19 protein-coding genes are annotated in these 14,713 nt (G+C 71.6%); 11 read left to right on the top strand and 8 right to left on the bottom strand.

Going from position 1 to position 14,713, the window contains the following annotated elements; translation table 11 throughout:
• The first annotated feature begins 12 nt into the window (after window positions 1–12).
• On the top strand, window positions 13–543 hold the full coding sequence (locus OG361_RS17345; RefSeq protein WP_405854559.1) for an SRPBCC domain-containing protein: 531 nt from the start codon (window positions 13–15) through the stop codon (window positions 541–543).
• 62 nt (window positions 544–605) lie between these two features.
• Here OG361_RS17345 and OG361_RS17340 read toward each other — a convergent pair whose 3' ends face one another.
• From OG361_RS17340 to OG361_RS17325, 4 genes are all read right to left on the bottom strand, one after another.
• Window positions 606–2,153 (bottom strand): ABC transporter substrate-binding protein, encoded by a 1,548-nt coding sequence (locus OG361_RS17340; protein ID WP_405854557.1) that lies wholly within the window; start codon window positions 2,151–2,153, stop codon window positions 606–608.
• Between the two features lie 4 nt (window positions 2,154–2,157).
• Entirely contained in the window at window positions 2,158–4,221 is a 2,064-nt protein-coding gene (locus OG361_RS17335) for a hypothetical protein (protein WP_405854555.1), read from the bottom strand.
• Window positions 4,222–4,402: 181 nt separating this feature from the next.
• On the bottom strand, window positions 4,403–4,861 hold the full coding sequence (locus OG361_RS17330; RefSeq protein WP_024757993.1) for a group II truncated hemoglobin: 459 nt from the start codon (window positions 4,859–4,861) through the stop codon (window positions 4,403–4,405).
• Window positions 4,862–4,959: 98 nt separating this feature from the next.
• Window positions 4,960–5,415, bottom strand: coding sequence for a nucleoside deaminase (locus OG361_RS17325; protein ID WP_405854553.1), 456 nt, complete (start codon window positions 5,413–5,415; stop codon window positions 4,960–4,962).
• Window positions 5,416–5,545: 130 nt separating this feature from the next.
• Here OG361_RS17325 and OG361_RS17320 point away from each other — a divergent pair, with 130 nt between their 5' ends.
• Both OG361_RS17320 and OG361_RS17315 read left to right on the top strand, forming a co-directional pair.
• On the top strand, window positions 5,546–5,899 hold the full coding sequence (locus OG361_RS17320; RefSeq protein ID WP_405854551.1) for a hypothetical protein: 354 nt from the start codon (window positions 5,546–5,548) through the stop codon (window positions 5,897–5,899).
• Window positions 5,896–6,147 (top strand): hypothetical protein, encoded by a 252-nt coding sequence (locus OG361_RS17315; RefSeq protein WP_405854549.1) that lies wholly within the window; start codon window positions 5,896–5,898, stop codon window positions 6,145–6,147. Before OG361_RS17320 ends, OG361_RS17315 begins: the two co-directional genes overlap by 4 nt.
• Window positions 6,148–6,250: 103 nt before the next feature.
• On the opposite strand, the gene OG361_RS17310 is transcribed toward OG361_RS17315, so the two are convergent.
• A complete protein-coding gene (locus tag OG361_RS17310) occupies window positions 6,251–6,484 on the bottom strand; it encodes a GntR family transcriptional regulator (RefSeq protein ID WP_405854547.1) in 234 nt (77 codons plus the stop codon).
• 163 nt (window positions 6,485–6,647) lie between these two features.
• On the opposite strand from OG361_RS17310, the gene OG361_RS17305 reads away from it, so the two are divergent.
• From OG361_RS17305 to OG361_RS17280, 6 genes are all read left to right on the top strand, one after another.
• Window positions 6,648–6,989, top strand: coding sequence for a hypothetical protein (locus OG361_RS17305; RefSeq protein ID WP_405854545.1), 342 nt, complete (start codon window positions 6,648–6,650; stop codon window positions 6,987–6,989).
• A gap of 23 nt (window positions 6,990–7,012) precedes the next feature.
• The gene (locus tag OG361_RS17300) at window positions 7,013–7,321 is read left to right on the top strand and encodes a hypothetical protein (RefSeq protein ID WP_405854543.1); all 309 of its coding nucleotides are present in this window, start codon (window positions 7,013–7,015) and stop codon (window positions 7,319–7,321) included.
• 203 nt (window positions 7,322–7,524) lie between these two features.
• Window positions 7,525–8,109, top strand: coding sequence for a matrixin family metalloprotease (locus OG361_RS17295; RefSeq protein ID WP_405854541.1), 585 nt, complete (start codon window positions 7,525–7,527; stop codon window positions 8,107–8,109).
• A gap of 2 nt (window positions 8,110–8,111) precedes the next feature.
• Window positions 8,112–8,597, top strand: a complete 486-nt coding sequence (locus OG361_RS17290; protein WP_405854539.1) for a hypothetical protein — start codon at window positions 8,112–8,114, stop codon at window positions 8,595–8,597.
• A 6-nt stretch (window positions 8,598–8,603) separates the two neighbouring features.
• Entirely contained in the window at window positions 8,604–9,098 is a 495-nt protein-coding gene (locus OG361_RS17285) for a hypothetical protein (protein ID WP_405854537.1), read from the top strand.
• Window positions 9,099–9,217: 119 nt separating this feature from the next.
• Window positions 9,218–10,153, top strand: coding sequence for a DMT family transporter (locus OG361_RS17280; protein ID WP_405854535.1), 936 nt, complete (start codon window positions 9,218–9,220; stop codon window positions 10,151–10,153).
• On the opposite strand, the gene OG361_RS17275 is transcribed toward OG361_RS17280, so the two are convergent.
• Together OG361_RS17275 and OG361_RS17270 are read right to left on the bottom strand one after the other, a co-directional pair.
• Window positions 10,050–10,940: a LysR family transcriptional regulator gene (locus OG361_RS17275; RefSeq protein ID WP_405854533.1), complete on the bottom strand. Its 891-nt coding sequence runs from the start codon at window positions 10,938–10,940 to the stop codon at window positions 10,050–10,052. The two genes, OG361_RS17280 and OG361_RS17275, sit on opposite strands and share 104 nt — an antisense overlap.
• A complete protein-coding gene (locus tag OG361_RS17270; protein WP_405854531.1) occupies window positions 10,940–11,359 on the bottom strand; it encodes a PLD nuclease N-terminal domain-containing protein in 420 nt (139 codons plus the stop codon). The genes OG361_RS17275 and OG361_RS17270 overlap by 1 nt, the downstream gene beginning before the upstream one ends.
• 90 nt (window positions 11,360–11,449) lie before the next feature.
• Between OG361_RS17270 and OG361_RS17265 the strand changes: the two genes are divergently transcribed.
• Window positions 11,450–12,907 (top strand): menaquinone biosynthesis decarboxylase, encoded by a 1,458-nt coding sequence (locus tag OG361_RS17265; protein WP_405854529.1) that lies wholly within the window; start codon window positions 11,450–11,452, stop codon window positions 12,905–12,907.
• Window positions 12,904–13,806: a menaquinone biosynthesis prenyltransferase MqnP gene (gene mqnP, locus OG361_RS17260; protein WP_405854527.1), complete on the top strand. Its 903-nt coding sequence runs from the start codon at window positions 12,904–12,906 to the stop codon at window positions 13,804–13,806. Before OG361_RS17265 ends, mqnP begins: the two co-directional genes overlap by 4 nt.
• A gap of 26 nt (window positions 13,807–13,832) precedes the next feature.
• Here mqnP and OG361_RS17255 read toward each other — a convergent pair whose 3' ends face one another.
• Entirely contained in the window at window positions 13,833–14,570 is a 738-nt protein-coding gene (locus tag OG361_RS17255) for a TetR/AcrR family transcriptional regulator (protein ID WP_405854525.1), read from the bottom strand.
• Between the last annotated feature and the right edge of the window lie 143 nt (window positions 14,571–14,713).

Genomic DNA, 14,713 nt, shown 5'->3' with positions numbered 1-14,713 from the left:
CACGCTGGAGGTATGAGCGAGATACCCCGGGGCAAGTGCGAGACCCACGGCGGCGACACGCACCTGCTGCGGTACGTCATGGAGCTCCCGCACCCGCCGGCGGAGGTCTGGGAGGCCGTCGCCACCGCCGAGGGCCTGCCGGGCTGGCTGTGCGCGGCGGACCCGCTGGAACCCCGGCTCGGCGGCCGGGTCACCCTCCGCTGGCTCAACAGCGAGACGGAGGTCTCGGGGCGGGTGACCGCCTGGGACCCCGAGTACATCGCCGAGTACACGGTCGATCCGACGCACGGCCGGATCCGGTTCCATCTGGAGCCGGGGTCCGGCGGCGCCGGGTCGACCGTGCTGCGTTTCACCAACGAGTTCCGCGGGACGCGGGAGTACCGGCTGGACTGCCTGGCGGGCTGGCACGACCACTTCGAACGGCTGGCGGCGAGCCTCGCGGGGCAGCCCTCGGACTGGGCCGCGTGGTCGCCCGAGCGCTGGCGCCACCTGCGGGAGCTGTACGAGCGGGACGAGGCGCCCTGGCCCAGGTGGGAGCCGTAGGGACAGGGAGACGGCCCGCCCCGCGGCCCGGGCTCACCAGCTCGCGCCCACCAGCCCCGGGCTCACCCCCGCTTCGGCGGCAGGCAGGCCGGTGTCGGGGCGTGGCCCTCCGGCCAGGCGATCTGGACGAAGCGCTGGGAGCCGTCCAGGGCCAGCTCCACGATCGGGACCGCCTTGTTGTACGGGTTGCCGTAGTTGTCCAGGCAGATCCAGCCGCTCGCGCCCTGCACCCGCAGAGAGCCCTTCACCTGCGGCCACTGGGTGACCACGTCCGAGAGCTCCGGGTGCTGGGAGCCCTGCGGGGTCGCCTGGCGGATCGCGTGGACCGCCGTCGCCATCGCGTCGTACGCGACGATGGCCTGCCCGTCGGCGAGCGGCACCGGCTTCTTCGAGGCGCGGGCGACGTCCGTCTCGAAGGTCGTGTACGCCACCACGGAGCCGCCCGTCGCCGGGACCTGCCGGCCGGGCGCCGGCTTCCAGGCGTCGGGGTGGGCGAGCGCGGCGTAGCGGACGGTCAGCTTCGCCCGGAGCGCGTCCCGGTCGAGCTTCTTGTCGGCGCCCAGGTACGAGCCCTCGTCCCCGGTCAGGACCGTGAAGGCGCGCTCGGTGCAGCCGCGGGCGCCCAGCGCGTTGATGAACTGGCGCAGCTGGGTGTGGCGGCCCGCGAAGAAGACGGTCTCGGCGCGGGTGTCGCAGATGAGGTGGGTGATCTGGCGGAAGGTGTTCGCGGTGGTGCCCTCGTCGGTCGGGTCGGGGGGCGAGGTGAAGAGCTGCGGCTCGTACGGCGCGCCCTTGAGGGAGGCGGCGAAGGCCGACTTGAGGGTGTCCGTGTAGTGGTCGCCGCTGCGGGTGTCCTGGACGAGGAGCGCCTTGGCGGCGTTCACACGGCCGAAGTGGGCGAGGGCCCTGGCCTCGTCGGTGTTGGTGGGGGAGACGCGGGCGAGGCCGGGGTAGCGGTTGTTGCCCGCGCCGGGGCCGTTGGCGATGTCGTCGGCGGTGATGGTGGTGCCGACGACGGCGATCCCGTCCTTGGTGAGGGCGGTCACGGCCTCCCGCATCTCGGTCGAGGAGGTGGCGACGCCGGAGACGACCCGCAGCCGGTCGGGGGCGCCCGTCATCGACGCGAGCTGCCGGGTGGTGGCCTGCCAGTGGGCGTTGCCGCGGCCGGTGTTGGCGAGGACGAGCCGGATCTTCGGGGTCTGGCTGTTGGACTCGTGGTTGGCGCGGTACTGGTAGGCGTAGGCGCCCTGCACCTCGTGCAGCACCTTGGTGCGCATGCCTCCGTCGGGGGAGGTGAGCGGCAGGAGCACGGCGACGGTCGCGTACTCGCCGGGCTTGAGCGTGGCGTTCTCGCGGCCGATGGCCCCGGCGACCTCGGCGAGTTCGGGTATGCCGAAGGCGTGGCCGTCGCCGTTGACGCCGACGCACTCGGAGCTGCCCTCGGGGCGTTCGACGCCCGCCGCGCAGGAACGGTCCTCCGGGGTGGTGAGCCGGACGATCCCGTAGCCGCCCAGGCCGATGACGAGGGCGGAGCCGAGCAGCGCGGCGACGAGCTTCTGGCGGGGGGTGCGGACGCGGCGGCGCAGCCGGTCGGTCAGACGGTCGGGCATGGCGTCAGACTCCGTCCTCGCGGCCCGGCGGCAGCGAGAGCTCCCGCCAGGCGCGGATGTCGCGCGGCCAGTGGGTGGCCGCGTCCCAGAGCGAACCGCTGCCCGTCAGATGTCGGCCGGAGAGCCTGCGCAGCTCGTGCGCGAGCCGGTCGGCGACCTCGTCGTCGGGCAGTGCGAGCGGATCGGTGAGCAGCCATACGGCGTGCAGCAGACGCCGTACGGACAGGTGGAGTTCGATGCTGTCGGCGTCGAACCCGGAGAAGGCCGGTTCGCCGAAGGGCTCCTGGCCCAGGGCGATCGCCCGGCGCGGGTCGGGGCCCGGCCGGTTCCGCTCGCGCGGGTAGGGGGCGGCGGCGACGAACCGAAGCCGCCCGAGCCAGCCGAGGACGTCCTGTTCCGGGAAGGTGATCCGCAGATGGGTGACGGCCTCCTCGGTGCGGCCGAGGGCGAGGTCGTGGTGGAGCCGGTACGGGCCGGGCTCGGGCCCGTAGTGCCGGTGGAGGGTCTCGTGGACCGCCCGCCAGGCCGTGTAGCGCGGGTGGTCCTCGTCCTCGAAGCGGAGCCGGTGCAGGAGGAGCGCGCGCAGGAGCGGGTCGGCGACGAAGTGGCGCGGACCTTCCTGCCAGTCCTCGGCGCGCAGCTGGTCGCGGACGCGCAGCGCCACGTCCCCGTCGAGGGACTCGCCCTGGAGCCGGGCGTGGGCGAGGACCCGGGCGGACTCCTCGTCGTGGGTGGCGGCGAGCACCGCGTACGGGCCGGGCCGCCGCACCGGGAGCAGCTCGGCGAGGAGGGTGGGGGCGACGGGCACCGGCGGGGCGTCCTCGCGCAGTTCCACCGTCAGGTCGAGGAGCCCGCCCGGTGTGAGCCCGGCCCGGAGCGCCGCCGGGGCCTCGCCCGCGGCCCGGCCCAGGAGGGCCACGGCGAGCGGCCGGCCGCCGGTCAGCCGGTGGACGGCGCGAGCGAGGTCGGCGGGGGTGCGGCCGGCCGGGTCGTGGTGGTCGAAGGCGGTGCGCGTCTGGGCGGGGGAGAGCGGGGTGAGCTCGACGGCGAGGATGCCGGAGCCGACGCTCGTCCCGCGTGGGCAGGGCGCCCGGTGCGAGGTCTCCGGCAGCCGGGTCCTGATGGCGTGCCGCAGCCCCTCGTGCTCGCGGACCCGGGAGGTGGCGAGGACGACGACCCGGTCGCGGCGGCCGTCGGCGCGGGCGCGCAGGATCGGTTCGACGAGCCGGCGGCCGAGCGGCTCGTGGGCGTTGTCGAGGAGCAGGAGGGGCCTGCCGATCCGGGTGCCGCGCCGGAGCCCCGTATAGGCGTGGAGCAGGTCCTCGGTGAGCGCGCCGACGAGGAAGTCCTCGGCCTCGCGGCGGCGCCGGCCGCCCTGCTCGAAGTCGATCGCGAGCTGCCGGAGACCGGCCTTGCCCCGGCCGCCGGCGTTGCGGTAGGTGCCGTACCAGTTCTCGGAGGCGCGCTGGAAACGGCCGAAGACCTCTTCGAGGACGGTCTCGACGGTCGCCTCGGCGAGCAGCCCGGCCATCGGCACGGTGGCCTCGGCGAAGTTCGCGGCCAGCTTGGACAGGACCTTGGAGACCCAGTTCCCCGCGGCGCCCTTCGTCGCGTCGACGGTCGCGAGCAGCGGCCCGAGCTGGAGGAGGTCGGTCCTGGCGCGCTCGTCGTCCTCCTGGGACCAGCCGAGCGAGGCGACGGCCACGAGCCCGAGCGAGAGCCTCGGGAACTGCACGGGCTTCGCGGCGAGCACCTTCGGCGACAGCTGTACGGCGAGCTCGGTGAGCGCCCCGGTGACCTCGCTCCAGCCGGGGCCGTGGTCGGCGGGCGGCTCGACGTGCGCGCAGTCGAGCAGGGCGAGCGGCGTGTATCCCTTGTAGCGGTTGCGGACCTCCTTGAGCAGGGCGGTCTTGCCCATGCCGCGCCCGCCGGTGAAGACCGTGACGGGCGGATCGTCGCCGTGCTCGTACGCGACCCGCGCGGCTCCGTGCCGGGTGAGCCCGCTGAGCCGTGCGACCAGACCGCCGTCGTGCAGGACCGCCTCGCGGCCGTAGAGCTCCCTGTCCACCCGCCACCCCCCTGCTTCCCCCTGCTACCCCACGAGATGCGCCCCGTCACATCATCAAGTCCAGGATATCGACAGGGTGTTGGGATCACGTCATCCTTTGCGAGGTTGCGGTGAGGGCCTGCCAGGGGTCTTCGTCAGGGATGTGCCCGGCGGAGTACGCGCCATCACGGGGGCGAGCACATCAGGCGAGGCCGTCCCAGCCCCAGCGCGGGGTGGGGCCGGGGTCGCCGAGGTCCGTACCCGGGGCCGAGGCCGAGACGTCCTTGGCGATCCGCGTGCCCCAGTCGAAGTACTCCACCACCCGGCGCCGCAGCAGGGCGTCGTCCGGCAGCTCCTTCTCCACGGCCGCCGTCATCAACTCCATCCAGCGCAGCCGCTGTTCCTCCGTGATGCCGAGCCCGAGATGGGCGCGGAGCAGGGCCTGGTGCCCGCCGTGCTCCGCCGTGAACCCGGCGGGTCCCGAGAAGACCTCCGCCAGCCATACGGCCACGTGCTCCACATGGGTGGCGGTGAAGTCGGCGAAGACGGGTGCGAGGAGGGGGTCGGCCAGGACCCCCTCGTAGAACGTCTCGGAGAGCCGGCGCAGCGCGTCGGCGCCGCCCACGGCCTCGTACAGGGTGTTCGTGTGCTCGGCGCTCATGGAGGCCTCCGGGATCCGGGATTGGTCCTCCCAGCTTTCACGCAACACGACCTGGATCCAAGGATGTTCACTCTCGGCGGGGCGGGTCGTGACGCCCTCTAGGGCTCTTCCCCGATGTCCTCGTGCCAGAGCGCGGGGTGCGCGGCGATGAAGTCCCGCATGAGGGCCACGCATACGGGATCGTCGAGCACGATCACCTCGACCCCGTGCGTCGCCAGCCAGTCGTGCCCGCCGTGGAAGGTCTCCGCCTCGCCGACGACGACCCGCGAGATCCCGAACTGCCGGACGAGGCCGGAGCAGTACCAGCACGGCGACAGGGTCGTGACCATGGTCGTCCCCCGGTACGAGCGCTGCCGCCCGGCGGCCCGGAAGGCGGCGGTCTCGGCGTGCGTCGACGGGTCCCCGTCCTGCACACGCCGATTGCGCCCCCGCCCGAGGAGCGCGCCGTCGGCCCCGTAGAGCGCGGCCCCGATCGGGACCCCGCCTTCGGCGAGCCCGGCGCGGGCCTCGGCCAGGGCGGTGCCGAGCCACTGTCGTGCCAGTTCCTGGTCCATGAGGGACTCTTCCCCGGCGGGCCGGGGGCATCACACCAGCGCGGCTCCGCGCGTGGCGATTCGCGGTCTGTGCGGTCGGCACGGGCAACGCTCCGGCTGGATACGCTGGCCGGGGCACCCTTTGGAGGACATGGTGACGACACAGCCTGACCACACGGGAGAACTCATCCCCCGCCCCGAACAGACTCCCGCCGCTCTGCGGGCAGCCCTCGCGGTCGTCGCTCCCGAGCGGCTGGCCGAGATGGACGCCAGCCAGCGCGCGGCTGTGACAGAGGCCATCGAACAGAGCGGCATCAGCCCCCTGCGCATGTTCCTGATCCAGTGGGCCGCCGTCATCGAGATCGAGCGATTCCCCGACACCGCCCGCGAACTGCGTCGCGCCGAGTACTTGGCCCAGATCGCCGAGGACCCGGAGGAGAGCCGCCGGTACGTACGAACGGCAGGGGACATCATCCGTGCCGCGCACAAGGCGGTAGGCGGGTGAGTTGGAGGTGGGAGTACGACCCCAGCGAGGAGCATGTCATCGGAGGCGCCCCACCTGCCCTCGTCGCGATGGTGGAGAAGAGGGCCGATGAGCTGGTCAGAGCTGCGGAAGCCCTCTACCTCGACGGCACCCTGTTCCAGGGGGAGAACCCCAAGAGTGAACACGTGCGTGTTCCCGGCGGGATGTTCGTCTTCCTTCTCGTCCCGCGACACGAGTGCGGATACATCCTCCAGGTGACCTATCTCTGAGGGTGTGGAGCCCTCACACGACGACGCCGCCCTCGGGTATGCGGGGTGTCGCCCTGGAAGAAGGTCCTGGCGCGCGGCACCGCCGCCCGGGACGGTGGATGCGCTACCCGGGAGTGACGTAGGAGCCCTTGCCGGGCACGGTGATGATCAGCCCGCGCTCACGGAGCTCACGCATGGCCCGGCGGGCGGTCAGCACGGCGATGCCGTACTCCTCGGCGAGGCGGGCGGGGGTGGGGATCATCCGGTCGGGGGCGAACTCCCCGGTGGCGATCTTCGCTGCGATGACGTCGGCCAGCTGCATGTACAGCGGGCGTGCCGACTGTGGGTCAAGGCTCATAGGTCAACGCTAGATAGTCATACAAAGACACGTTCGGATGGGTCTAGCTACACAGTGATGCATCACTGTGTAGCACGCACTACGTTGAGAAGGAACGCAAGACCCCGGCGACCGCTGGAACGGCCCCGGGGCGTGGCCACCAACTACCAACGGAGTTGATGACGTGCGGAACCCTATCGCGCGCGTACTGGGCAGGGTGCTGATCCCCGTACTGCTCGGGCTGCTGACCCTGCCGGCCACCGGTCGGCACCGCCCCCGCCCGGTCAGCCACCGCCGCCCGGCCGCCCCGACCCCCGCGCGGCGCCACCGCGCCCCCGCCCGGCGATCGCCCTACGCCGTCGAACAGACGGCGCTTCTCGACGGCGCCCGGTCACCGCTGGAGCGCCCCTACCTGGCAGCGGACTCGGCGCGGGCCGTGCAGCGGCGGCGCCGGCGGGCGTTGTGGCTGGCGACGGTCGGGGTGGACGTCGATCACCGGAACATCCATGCCGGGAGCGCCCGATGAGTCGCTGCGGGGCGAGGCGGTCCGTGTTCGACGTCGCCGAGGTGGTGCGGCCGGTGTGGGGCGGCTCGGTCTGCGTGCTCGTCGTGGGGCACGACGGTCCCCACCGCGACCGGGCGGGCGACGGCTGGTGGGTGACACCGGAGATCGCCGACGCGGTGACCGTGTCCCTGCTGACCCGCGCCCTCGCGGCCGCGCCCGAGCCGGAGTACAGGTCGCCGCGCTGCACCGTCGGCCGCCACGACCGCTGCCGTGACCACGTACCGCGCGACAGCGGCGTACAGGGAGTCCGGTATCTCGTGTGCGGATGTCTCTGCCACGCTCCGGCCGGGTAGTCGGCACGGCCAGAGCGGCGCGTGCCCGTGATCTGCCGGTCGCAAGCGCGGCGGCTGATCGGTTGTGATCCGGGGGAGTGGACCGGCGCGCGGGGGAGGTGAGAGGGGAGCGCGGCGGGCGGCGCGGTGGTGTGGGGCCCTTGTCCGGGACCGTGTGACCTCATGGAGTTGTCACGGAACGCTATCGTCCGGTGACTATGAGGATGGATGACTTAGCCCTGGCGGCCGCTGCGGCGGCTGTCGTCCTGTTGGCGGTCCCGGCGCCGGTCCCGGCGGCTTCGGTCGCGGCCCCGCACATGTGCGAGGGGGGAGCGGTCGACTCCCGTGGTCGGTCCTCCGTGGACGGCGGTGAGATCGCGTGGGACGACGAGTCGAAGTTCGACGACGCGCGCAAGCATGCGATCAAGGTCTGGACGGCGGGCACGCTCAAGCAGGTGAAGATCAAGCCCGACGGGGCGACGTCCTACGCAGACCTGGAGTGGCGGGACACCAGCCGGACCGGGACGGAGTGGGACAACGTCTACGGCAAGTGGGACCCGAATTCCGGTACGGACATCCTGTGGATGAACCGGGCGTACCTGGACGACCGGAAGGCGCTCGGGAAGGACGAGCACCGCAGGCGGGTCGCCGCCCACGAACTGGGTCACGCGCTCGGGTTCTGCCACAAGGCGTACGGCTACGGGCAGTACCCCTCGGTGATGTGGGCGGAGTACGACCTCATCGAGGGGAAGCGCATCAACGGCCCGACGTCGGATGACATCAAGGCGTATCACGCACTGTGGGGATGATCATGAACAGGAAGACGACGGCTCTGGTGGTGGGCGCGGTGGTCGCCGGGGCGCTGGTGCTGGGCGGTTGGTTCGGCTACCGGCATCTGGAGGAACAGGTCGGGGCCGGCGAGGTCCTGCGGGGCTATGACGCTTACACCCCGGAAGGTGCGGCGCCGCACTCCGACGACGTCTTCACCGGGCGCGTGGCGGCGTTCGAGGAGCAACGAGACCTTCAGAGCTGGACCTCGGACATCTACCGGGTGGAGGTGGTCTCGGTGCTGCGCGGGGACATGCGGGGCACCGTACGTGTCACGTACGCGCCGGACGAGGAGCCAAGGACTCGGCTGGAGGACGGCGAGACGTACGTCTTCGCGACCCAGACCTGGGAGGACAGCGTCATCGAGAACGGTCACGCGCAGATGTTCAAGGGCGAGATGAAGCCCGTGGACGCCACGCAACTGACCGCGTGGAAGAAGGCGCTGACGCTTCCGATGGCGCCGCGGTAGTCCGGGATGAACACGACCAGGAAGGCGAAGGTCCTCACCGCCGGCGCCGTCGTCGCCGGGACGTTGTCGCTGGGTGGCTGGTCCGGCTACCAGTACCTGGAAGGACAGGTTCGGTCGGGCTGTGTCCTGCGGGTGTACGACGCCACCAGCCCGGCGGACACCGCCTCGCACGCCGAGAACGTCTTCACCGGGCGCGTCGTGGAGTTCGTGGAGCGGCGGGTGGACGAGTCCTGGACGACGGACGTCTACCGGGTCGGCGTGGTCTCGGTGCTGCGCGGGGACGTGCGGGGCACGGTGCTGGTGCCGTTCGCGCCGGACCGGGAGTCCGCTCGGCGGCTGGCGGACGGCGAGACCTACGTGTTCGCGACCCAGCCGAAGGCCGACGACGGGTACTGGCTGATGTTCCAGGGGGAGATGAAGCCCGTGGACGACGGGCAGTTGCTCGTGTGGAAGGCGGCGGTGGCGCTTGCGGGTGAGGGGGAGGGGAAGAGGGGGGCGTAGGCGGGTGGGCCATCGGGCCCGCCGATGAACCGCCCATCGGTCTCGCCGATCGCCCCCATCGGGAGGACGGCCCACTGGCTCGTGGACCGGGGCCGGGCCCCGCTCGTAGCGTCGCTGCCATGAGAAACGAAACGCGGGGAACCGTCGAACTCACCCTGGCCATGGTGCTCTCCGGCACCCTCGGCGTCTTCGTCGTCGAGTCCGGGGCCTCGCCCTTCGAGGTGGTGTTCTTCCGGTGCTTGTTCGGCGCCGCCGCGCTCGGGGCGTACAGCCTCGCCCGGGGGTTCTTCACCGGGCACGGGTTCACCGCGAAGAAGCTCGGGCTCGCCGCTCTCGGCGGGGTGTTCATCGTCTTCAACTGGGTCTTCTTGTTCGAGGCTTACGAGGCCACCTCGATCTCCCTCGCCACCGTCGTCTACCACACGCAGCCGTTCTTCCTCGTGCTGCTCGGGGCGGTGTTCATGCGGGAGCGGATCTCCGGCGGGAAGCTCGCGTGGCTGGCCGTTGCCTTCGCCGGGCTCGTCCTCGTCTCCGGGGTGCGGCCCGGGGACACCGCCTCCCTCAAGGGGCTCGGCTTCGCGCTCGCCGCCGCCGTCCTCTACGCCCTCGCCACCTTCGTCACCAAGCGGATCACCGGCGTCCGGCCGCACCTCGTCGCACTCGTCCAGGTCCTCGTCGGACTGCCGCTGCTGCTGCCCTTCGCCGACTTCGGCGCCGTCGCCGGGATCGGGGGAGGGTGGCTGTGGCTGGGTGGGCTGGGCCTCATCCACACCGGGCTGATGTACGTGCTCATGTACGCCGCCTACGCCAAGCTGCCGACCGCCAAGATCGCCGTCCTCGCCTTCACCTACCCGGCCGTCGCCATGGGCGTCGACTGGGCGGTGTACGGGCACCACATCGGGCTCGTTCAGGCGCTCGGCGTCCCGCTCATCGTTCTCGCCAGTCTCAAGGTCACACTGGCCGGCTCTGCTCGGACACCAGTCGCCGCGCCTGCTCCACGAACAGGCGGACATGCGCCGGGAGCTTCTTCCCCCGCCGCCACGCGAGCTGCGTGAAGAGGGTGAACGGGGCCTCCCAGTCCAGGGCGGTCAGGGTGCCGGAGGCCAGTTCCTCCGCTACCGCCACCCGGGGCAGCAGGGCCACCCCCAGGCCCGAGGCCACGCCCCGCTTCGTCGCCTCGATCGTGCCGAACTCCATGAACGGCGGCGCCCACTCCCGCAGCTCCTCCTCGAAGAGGTCGCGGTACGGGCAGCCCGGTTCGGTGCCCACCAGGCGGGCCGCCGCCAGGTCCGCGCTCGTCAGCCCCGTACGCCCCGCCAGGGGGTGGCCGGGGCCGGCGACCAGGACCAGCGGTTCGGGCGCGAGGACCTCCGACTCCAGGCCCTCGTGCTCGGTGTCCGGCTCCATCAGGAAGCCCACGTCGTACGTGCCCTGCCGCAGCGCCTGCCGGGTCGCGTCGCCCAGGGTGGGCCGCAGCGTCAGCCGCACCTTCGGGTAGCGGTGGTGGAAGTACTCCAGGAGCGGCGGCAGCCGGTAGGAGGTGAGCGACTCCATGGTGCCGACGGCGATCGTTCCCGAGGGTTCGGCCGCGCTCGCGACGGCGGTACGGGCCTCCTCGGCCAGCTCGGTCATCCGGCGGGCGTACGGCAGGAGCCGCTCCCCGGCCTCGGTGAGCCGGATGCGGCTGCCGAGCCGCTCGAACAGCTCCACGCCGAGCGAGGACTCCAGGGACCGGATCTGGCCGGTGACGCTCGACTGGGCGTAGCCCAGGTCGGCGGCGGCCCGGGTGAAGGAGAGGACGTCGGCGACCTTCTCGAAGGTGACGAGGAGCCTGAGCTCCATCAGCTCTCGGTGTCCTCGCCGCTCTCGCGCTTCTTCGGCTCTTCCTCGCTGCGGCGCAGGTCCGCCTCCAGCTCGTCCAGGACGGCGTCGTCGTCCTTGGGAGCGGAGCCGGGAGCGGAGTCGCGGGCGGAGTCGCGGGCGGAGTCGTCAGTGGGGCCGTCCCGCTTGAGGGACTTCAGGAACTCGGGGTTGTCGTCGGGGGCGACCCAGCCGCCCGACCGGCCCCGCGCCGAGGCGGCGCGCCGCACCTTGCCCGCGAAGAACCACACGATCGGCCCGACGATCCAGAACAGCAGGATGATGATGACCCAGACCACCTTCGGCAGGTGCTTGGTCTCTTCCTCCGGGGTGTTCAGGCAGTCGATGAAGGCGTAGATCGTCAGCGCCAGCGGCAGGATGTACAACAGCGCCCTGAGCATGTGGGACAGCCCCCTGGAAGCGGTGGCGGGGGCGCGTTTCGGCGGCCCCGGTGACAGGTCAAGGGTAGCCGGTGACCGATACTGGCCCTTATGGCTTACGACGATCTCCGCTCGCTGCTCAGGGCCCTTGAGCGCGAAGGCGACCTCAAGCGCATCAAGGCCGAAGTCGACCCGTACCTGGAGGTCGGGGAGATCGTCGACCGGGTGAACAAGGCAGGAGGCCCGGCGCTTCTCTTCGAGAACGTCAAGGGCTCCTCGATGCCGCTCGCGATGAACGTCTTCGGGACCGACCGCCGACTGCTCAAGGCCCTCGGGCTGAAGTCGTACGGCGAGATCAGCGAGAAGATCGGCGGGCTCCTCAAGCCCGAGCTTCCGCACGGTTTCGTCGGGATCCGCGAGGCCTTCGGCAAGCTCGGCTCGATGGTCCACGTGCCGCCGAAGAAGGTGAAGTCCGACGCCGCCCCCGTGCAGGAGGTCGTCCTCACCGGTGACGACGTCGACCTCGACACGCTGCCGGCGCTCTTCACCTGGCCCAAGGACGGCGGCTCCTTCTTCAACCTGGGGCTGACCCACACCAAGCACCCGGAGACCGGGGTGCGGAACCTGGGGCTCTACCGGCTCCAGCGGCACGACAAGCGCACCATCGGCATGCACTGGCAGATCCACAAGGACAGCCGCAACCACTACGCGGTGGCGGCGGCCCGCGGCGAGCGGCTGCCCGTCGCCATCGCCTTCGGCTGCCCGCCGGCCGTCACGTACGCCTCGACGGCTCCGCTGCCGGGCGACATCGACGAGTACCTCTTCGCCGGCTTCGTGCAGGGCAAGCGGATCGAGATGGTCGACTGCAAGACCGTCCCGCTCCAGGTCCCGGCCAATGCCGAGGTCGTCGTCGAGGGCTGGCTGGAGCCCGGCGAGACGCTGCCGGAGGGTCCCTTCGGCGACCACACCGGCTTCTACACCCCGCAGGAACCGTTCCCCGCGCTGAAGATCGACTGCGTGACGATGCGGAAGCGTCCGCTGCTCCAGTCGATCGTCGTCGGCCGGCCGCCGACCGAGGACGGGCCGCTGGGGCGGGCGACGGAGCGGTTCTTCCTGCCCCTGCTCAAGATCATCGTGCCGGACATCGTCGACTACCACCTGCCGGAGTCGGGCGGCTTCCACAACTGCGCCATCGTCTCGATCGACAAGAAGTACCCGAAGCACGCGCAGAAGGTCATGCACGCCATCTGGGGCGCGCACATGATGTCGCTGACCAAGCTGATCATCGTGGTGGACAAGGACTGCGACGTCCACGACCTGCACGAGGTCTCCTGGCGAGCTCTGGGGAACACCGACTACGCGCGTGACCTGACCGTCGTCGAAGGGCCCGTCGATCATCTCGACCACGCCTCCTACCAGCAGTTCTGGGGCGGCAAGGCCGGTATCGACGCCACGAAGAAGCTGCCCGAGGAGGGCTACACCCGGGACGGCGGCTGGCCGGACATGGTGGAGTCCGACCCGGCGACGGCGGCCCTGGTGGACCGCCGCTGGAAGGAGTACGGCCTGTGACCACGGCCGCCGTACCGGGCGCACAGCCGGGGCGTGCGAAGGCTTTCCTGCGCCTCGTGATGATCGAGCACTCGGTCTTCGCGCTGCCCTTCGCGTACACCGCCGCGCTCACCGCGATGTTCCAGGTCGACCGGAACATCCACTGGTGGACGCTCTTCCTCGTCACCGTCTGCATGGTGGGGCTGCGGACCTTCGCCATGGCCTGCAACCGGATCATCGACCGCGAGATCGACGCCCGCAATCCGCGGACGGCGGGGCGCGAGCTGGTGACCGGGGCGGTGTCCGTGCGGTCGGCGTGGACCGGGGCCGGGATCGCGGTCGTGGTGTTCCTGGGAGCCGCCGCCCTCCTCAACCCGCTCTGCCTGGCGCTCGCGCCGCTCGCCGTCATCCCGATGGTCGTCTACCCGTACGGCAAGCGGTTCACGAACTTCCCGCACGCGATCCTCGGGCTCGCCCAGGCCATAGGGCCGATCGGCGCCTGGCTCGCGGTGACCGGCGAGTGGTCCTGGGACGCGGTGATCCTCGGCCTCGCGGTCGGGGTCTGGATCGGCGGCTTCGACCTGATCTTCGCCTGCCAGGACGTCCAGGCGGACCGCGCCCACGGTGTCATGTCCGTCCCGGCGCGCTTCGGCATTCCGGCCGCGCTGTGGGGCGCCCGCGCCTCGGCCGTCGTCACGACGGGACTGCTCGTCTGGTACGCCGTGGTCACGGACGCGGGGATGTTCCTCTGGACCGGTCTGGTGATCGTGGCGGCGGCCTTCTGCTACGAGCACTCGATCGTGAAGCCGAACGACCTGTCCCGCCTCAACCGGGCGTTCTTCACGACGAACGGTTTCATCGGGATCAGTCTGTTCGTGTGCGCGCTGCTCGATCTGCTGGTCCGCGGGCTCACCCCGTAAGCCACGGGCGGCCCGCCGGCCCGCTGTCAGGCTCCGGGTACGAATCGGTCCAGGAGCGCGTCGAGGCCGATGGCCAGGCCCTCCGGGGCGCCGCGCCGGGCGAGTGTCGGGGCGGCGGCGCGCAGGCGGGGGAGCTCGCGGGCCGGCATGCGGTGCAGGCCGAGGCGGAAGGCGGGATCGGGCTCGTCGGGGTTGTCGACCATGGCCCGCAGGTCTCCGAGGATGTAGCCGAGGACCCAGCCGGTGACGGCCCGGAAGGCCATGACGGTGGCGTCCTCGTCCAGACCCGCCCGGTCCAGGAGGGCCAGGATCCGCTCGTGGTCCCTGAGGACGGCGAGCGGGCGGCGGGCGAGCGGGACCGCCAGCATGCGGGTGGCCAGGAGCGGGGCCACCTGGGGATGGGCGAGGGCGACCCGGTAGGTCGCGGCGGCGACCCGGTGGAGTTCGTCCCGCCATCCGGGTGCCTCGGCGGAGGCGGCCAGCTTTTCCTCCAGCTCGGTGTAGAGGGCCTCCACCAGACCGTCGAGCAGCGCGTCCTTCCCGGCGGCGTACCGGTACAGCGCCATGGCCTCCACTCCGAGCTCCGCGCCGGTCCTGCGCATGCTCAGCGCGGACAGTCCCTCGCGGTCGACCAGCTCCAGGGCGGTGGCGAGCACGCGCTCGCGGCTCAGGCGGCCGTAGCGCCCGTGGTCGCCGGCGCGCCGACCCGGAGCCCGACGCCCCGATGCGGGGGGCCCTGCCGCGGGGTCCTTCTCGATCGCCATGTGCCCGCTTTCACTGTGCGGTCCGTTGTGGCCGGCCTGGGTGAAAAGCCCGCCTTGACCGCGGAACATCCAGGTATAAAGTGTACATATACGACGTAAACGTATGGTGCATCCCAGAGGGTGAAATCACCGAGCACACCCCC

This window comes from Streptomyces sp. NBC_00090 (assembly GCF_045160815.1).
Lineage (GTDB): Bacteria > Actinomycetota > Actinomycetes > Streptomycetales > Streptomycetaceae > Streptomyces.
The sequence above is the reverse complement of the archived record's forward strand: the minus strand, read 5'-3'. Positions and strand labels throughout refer to the sequence as shown.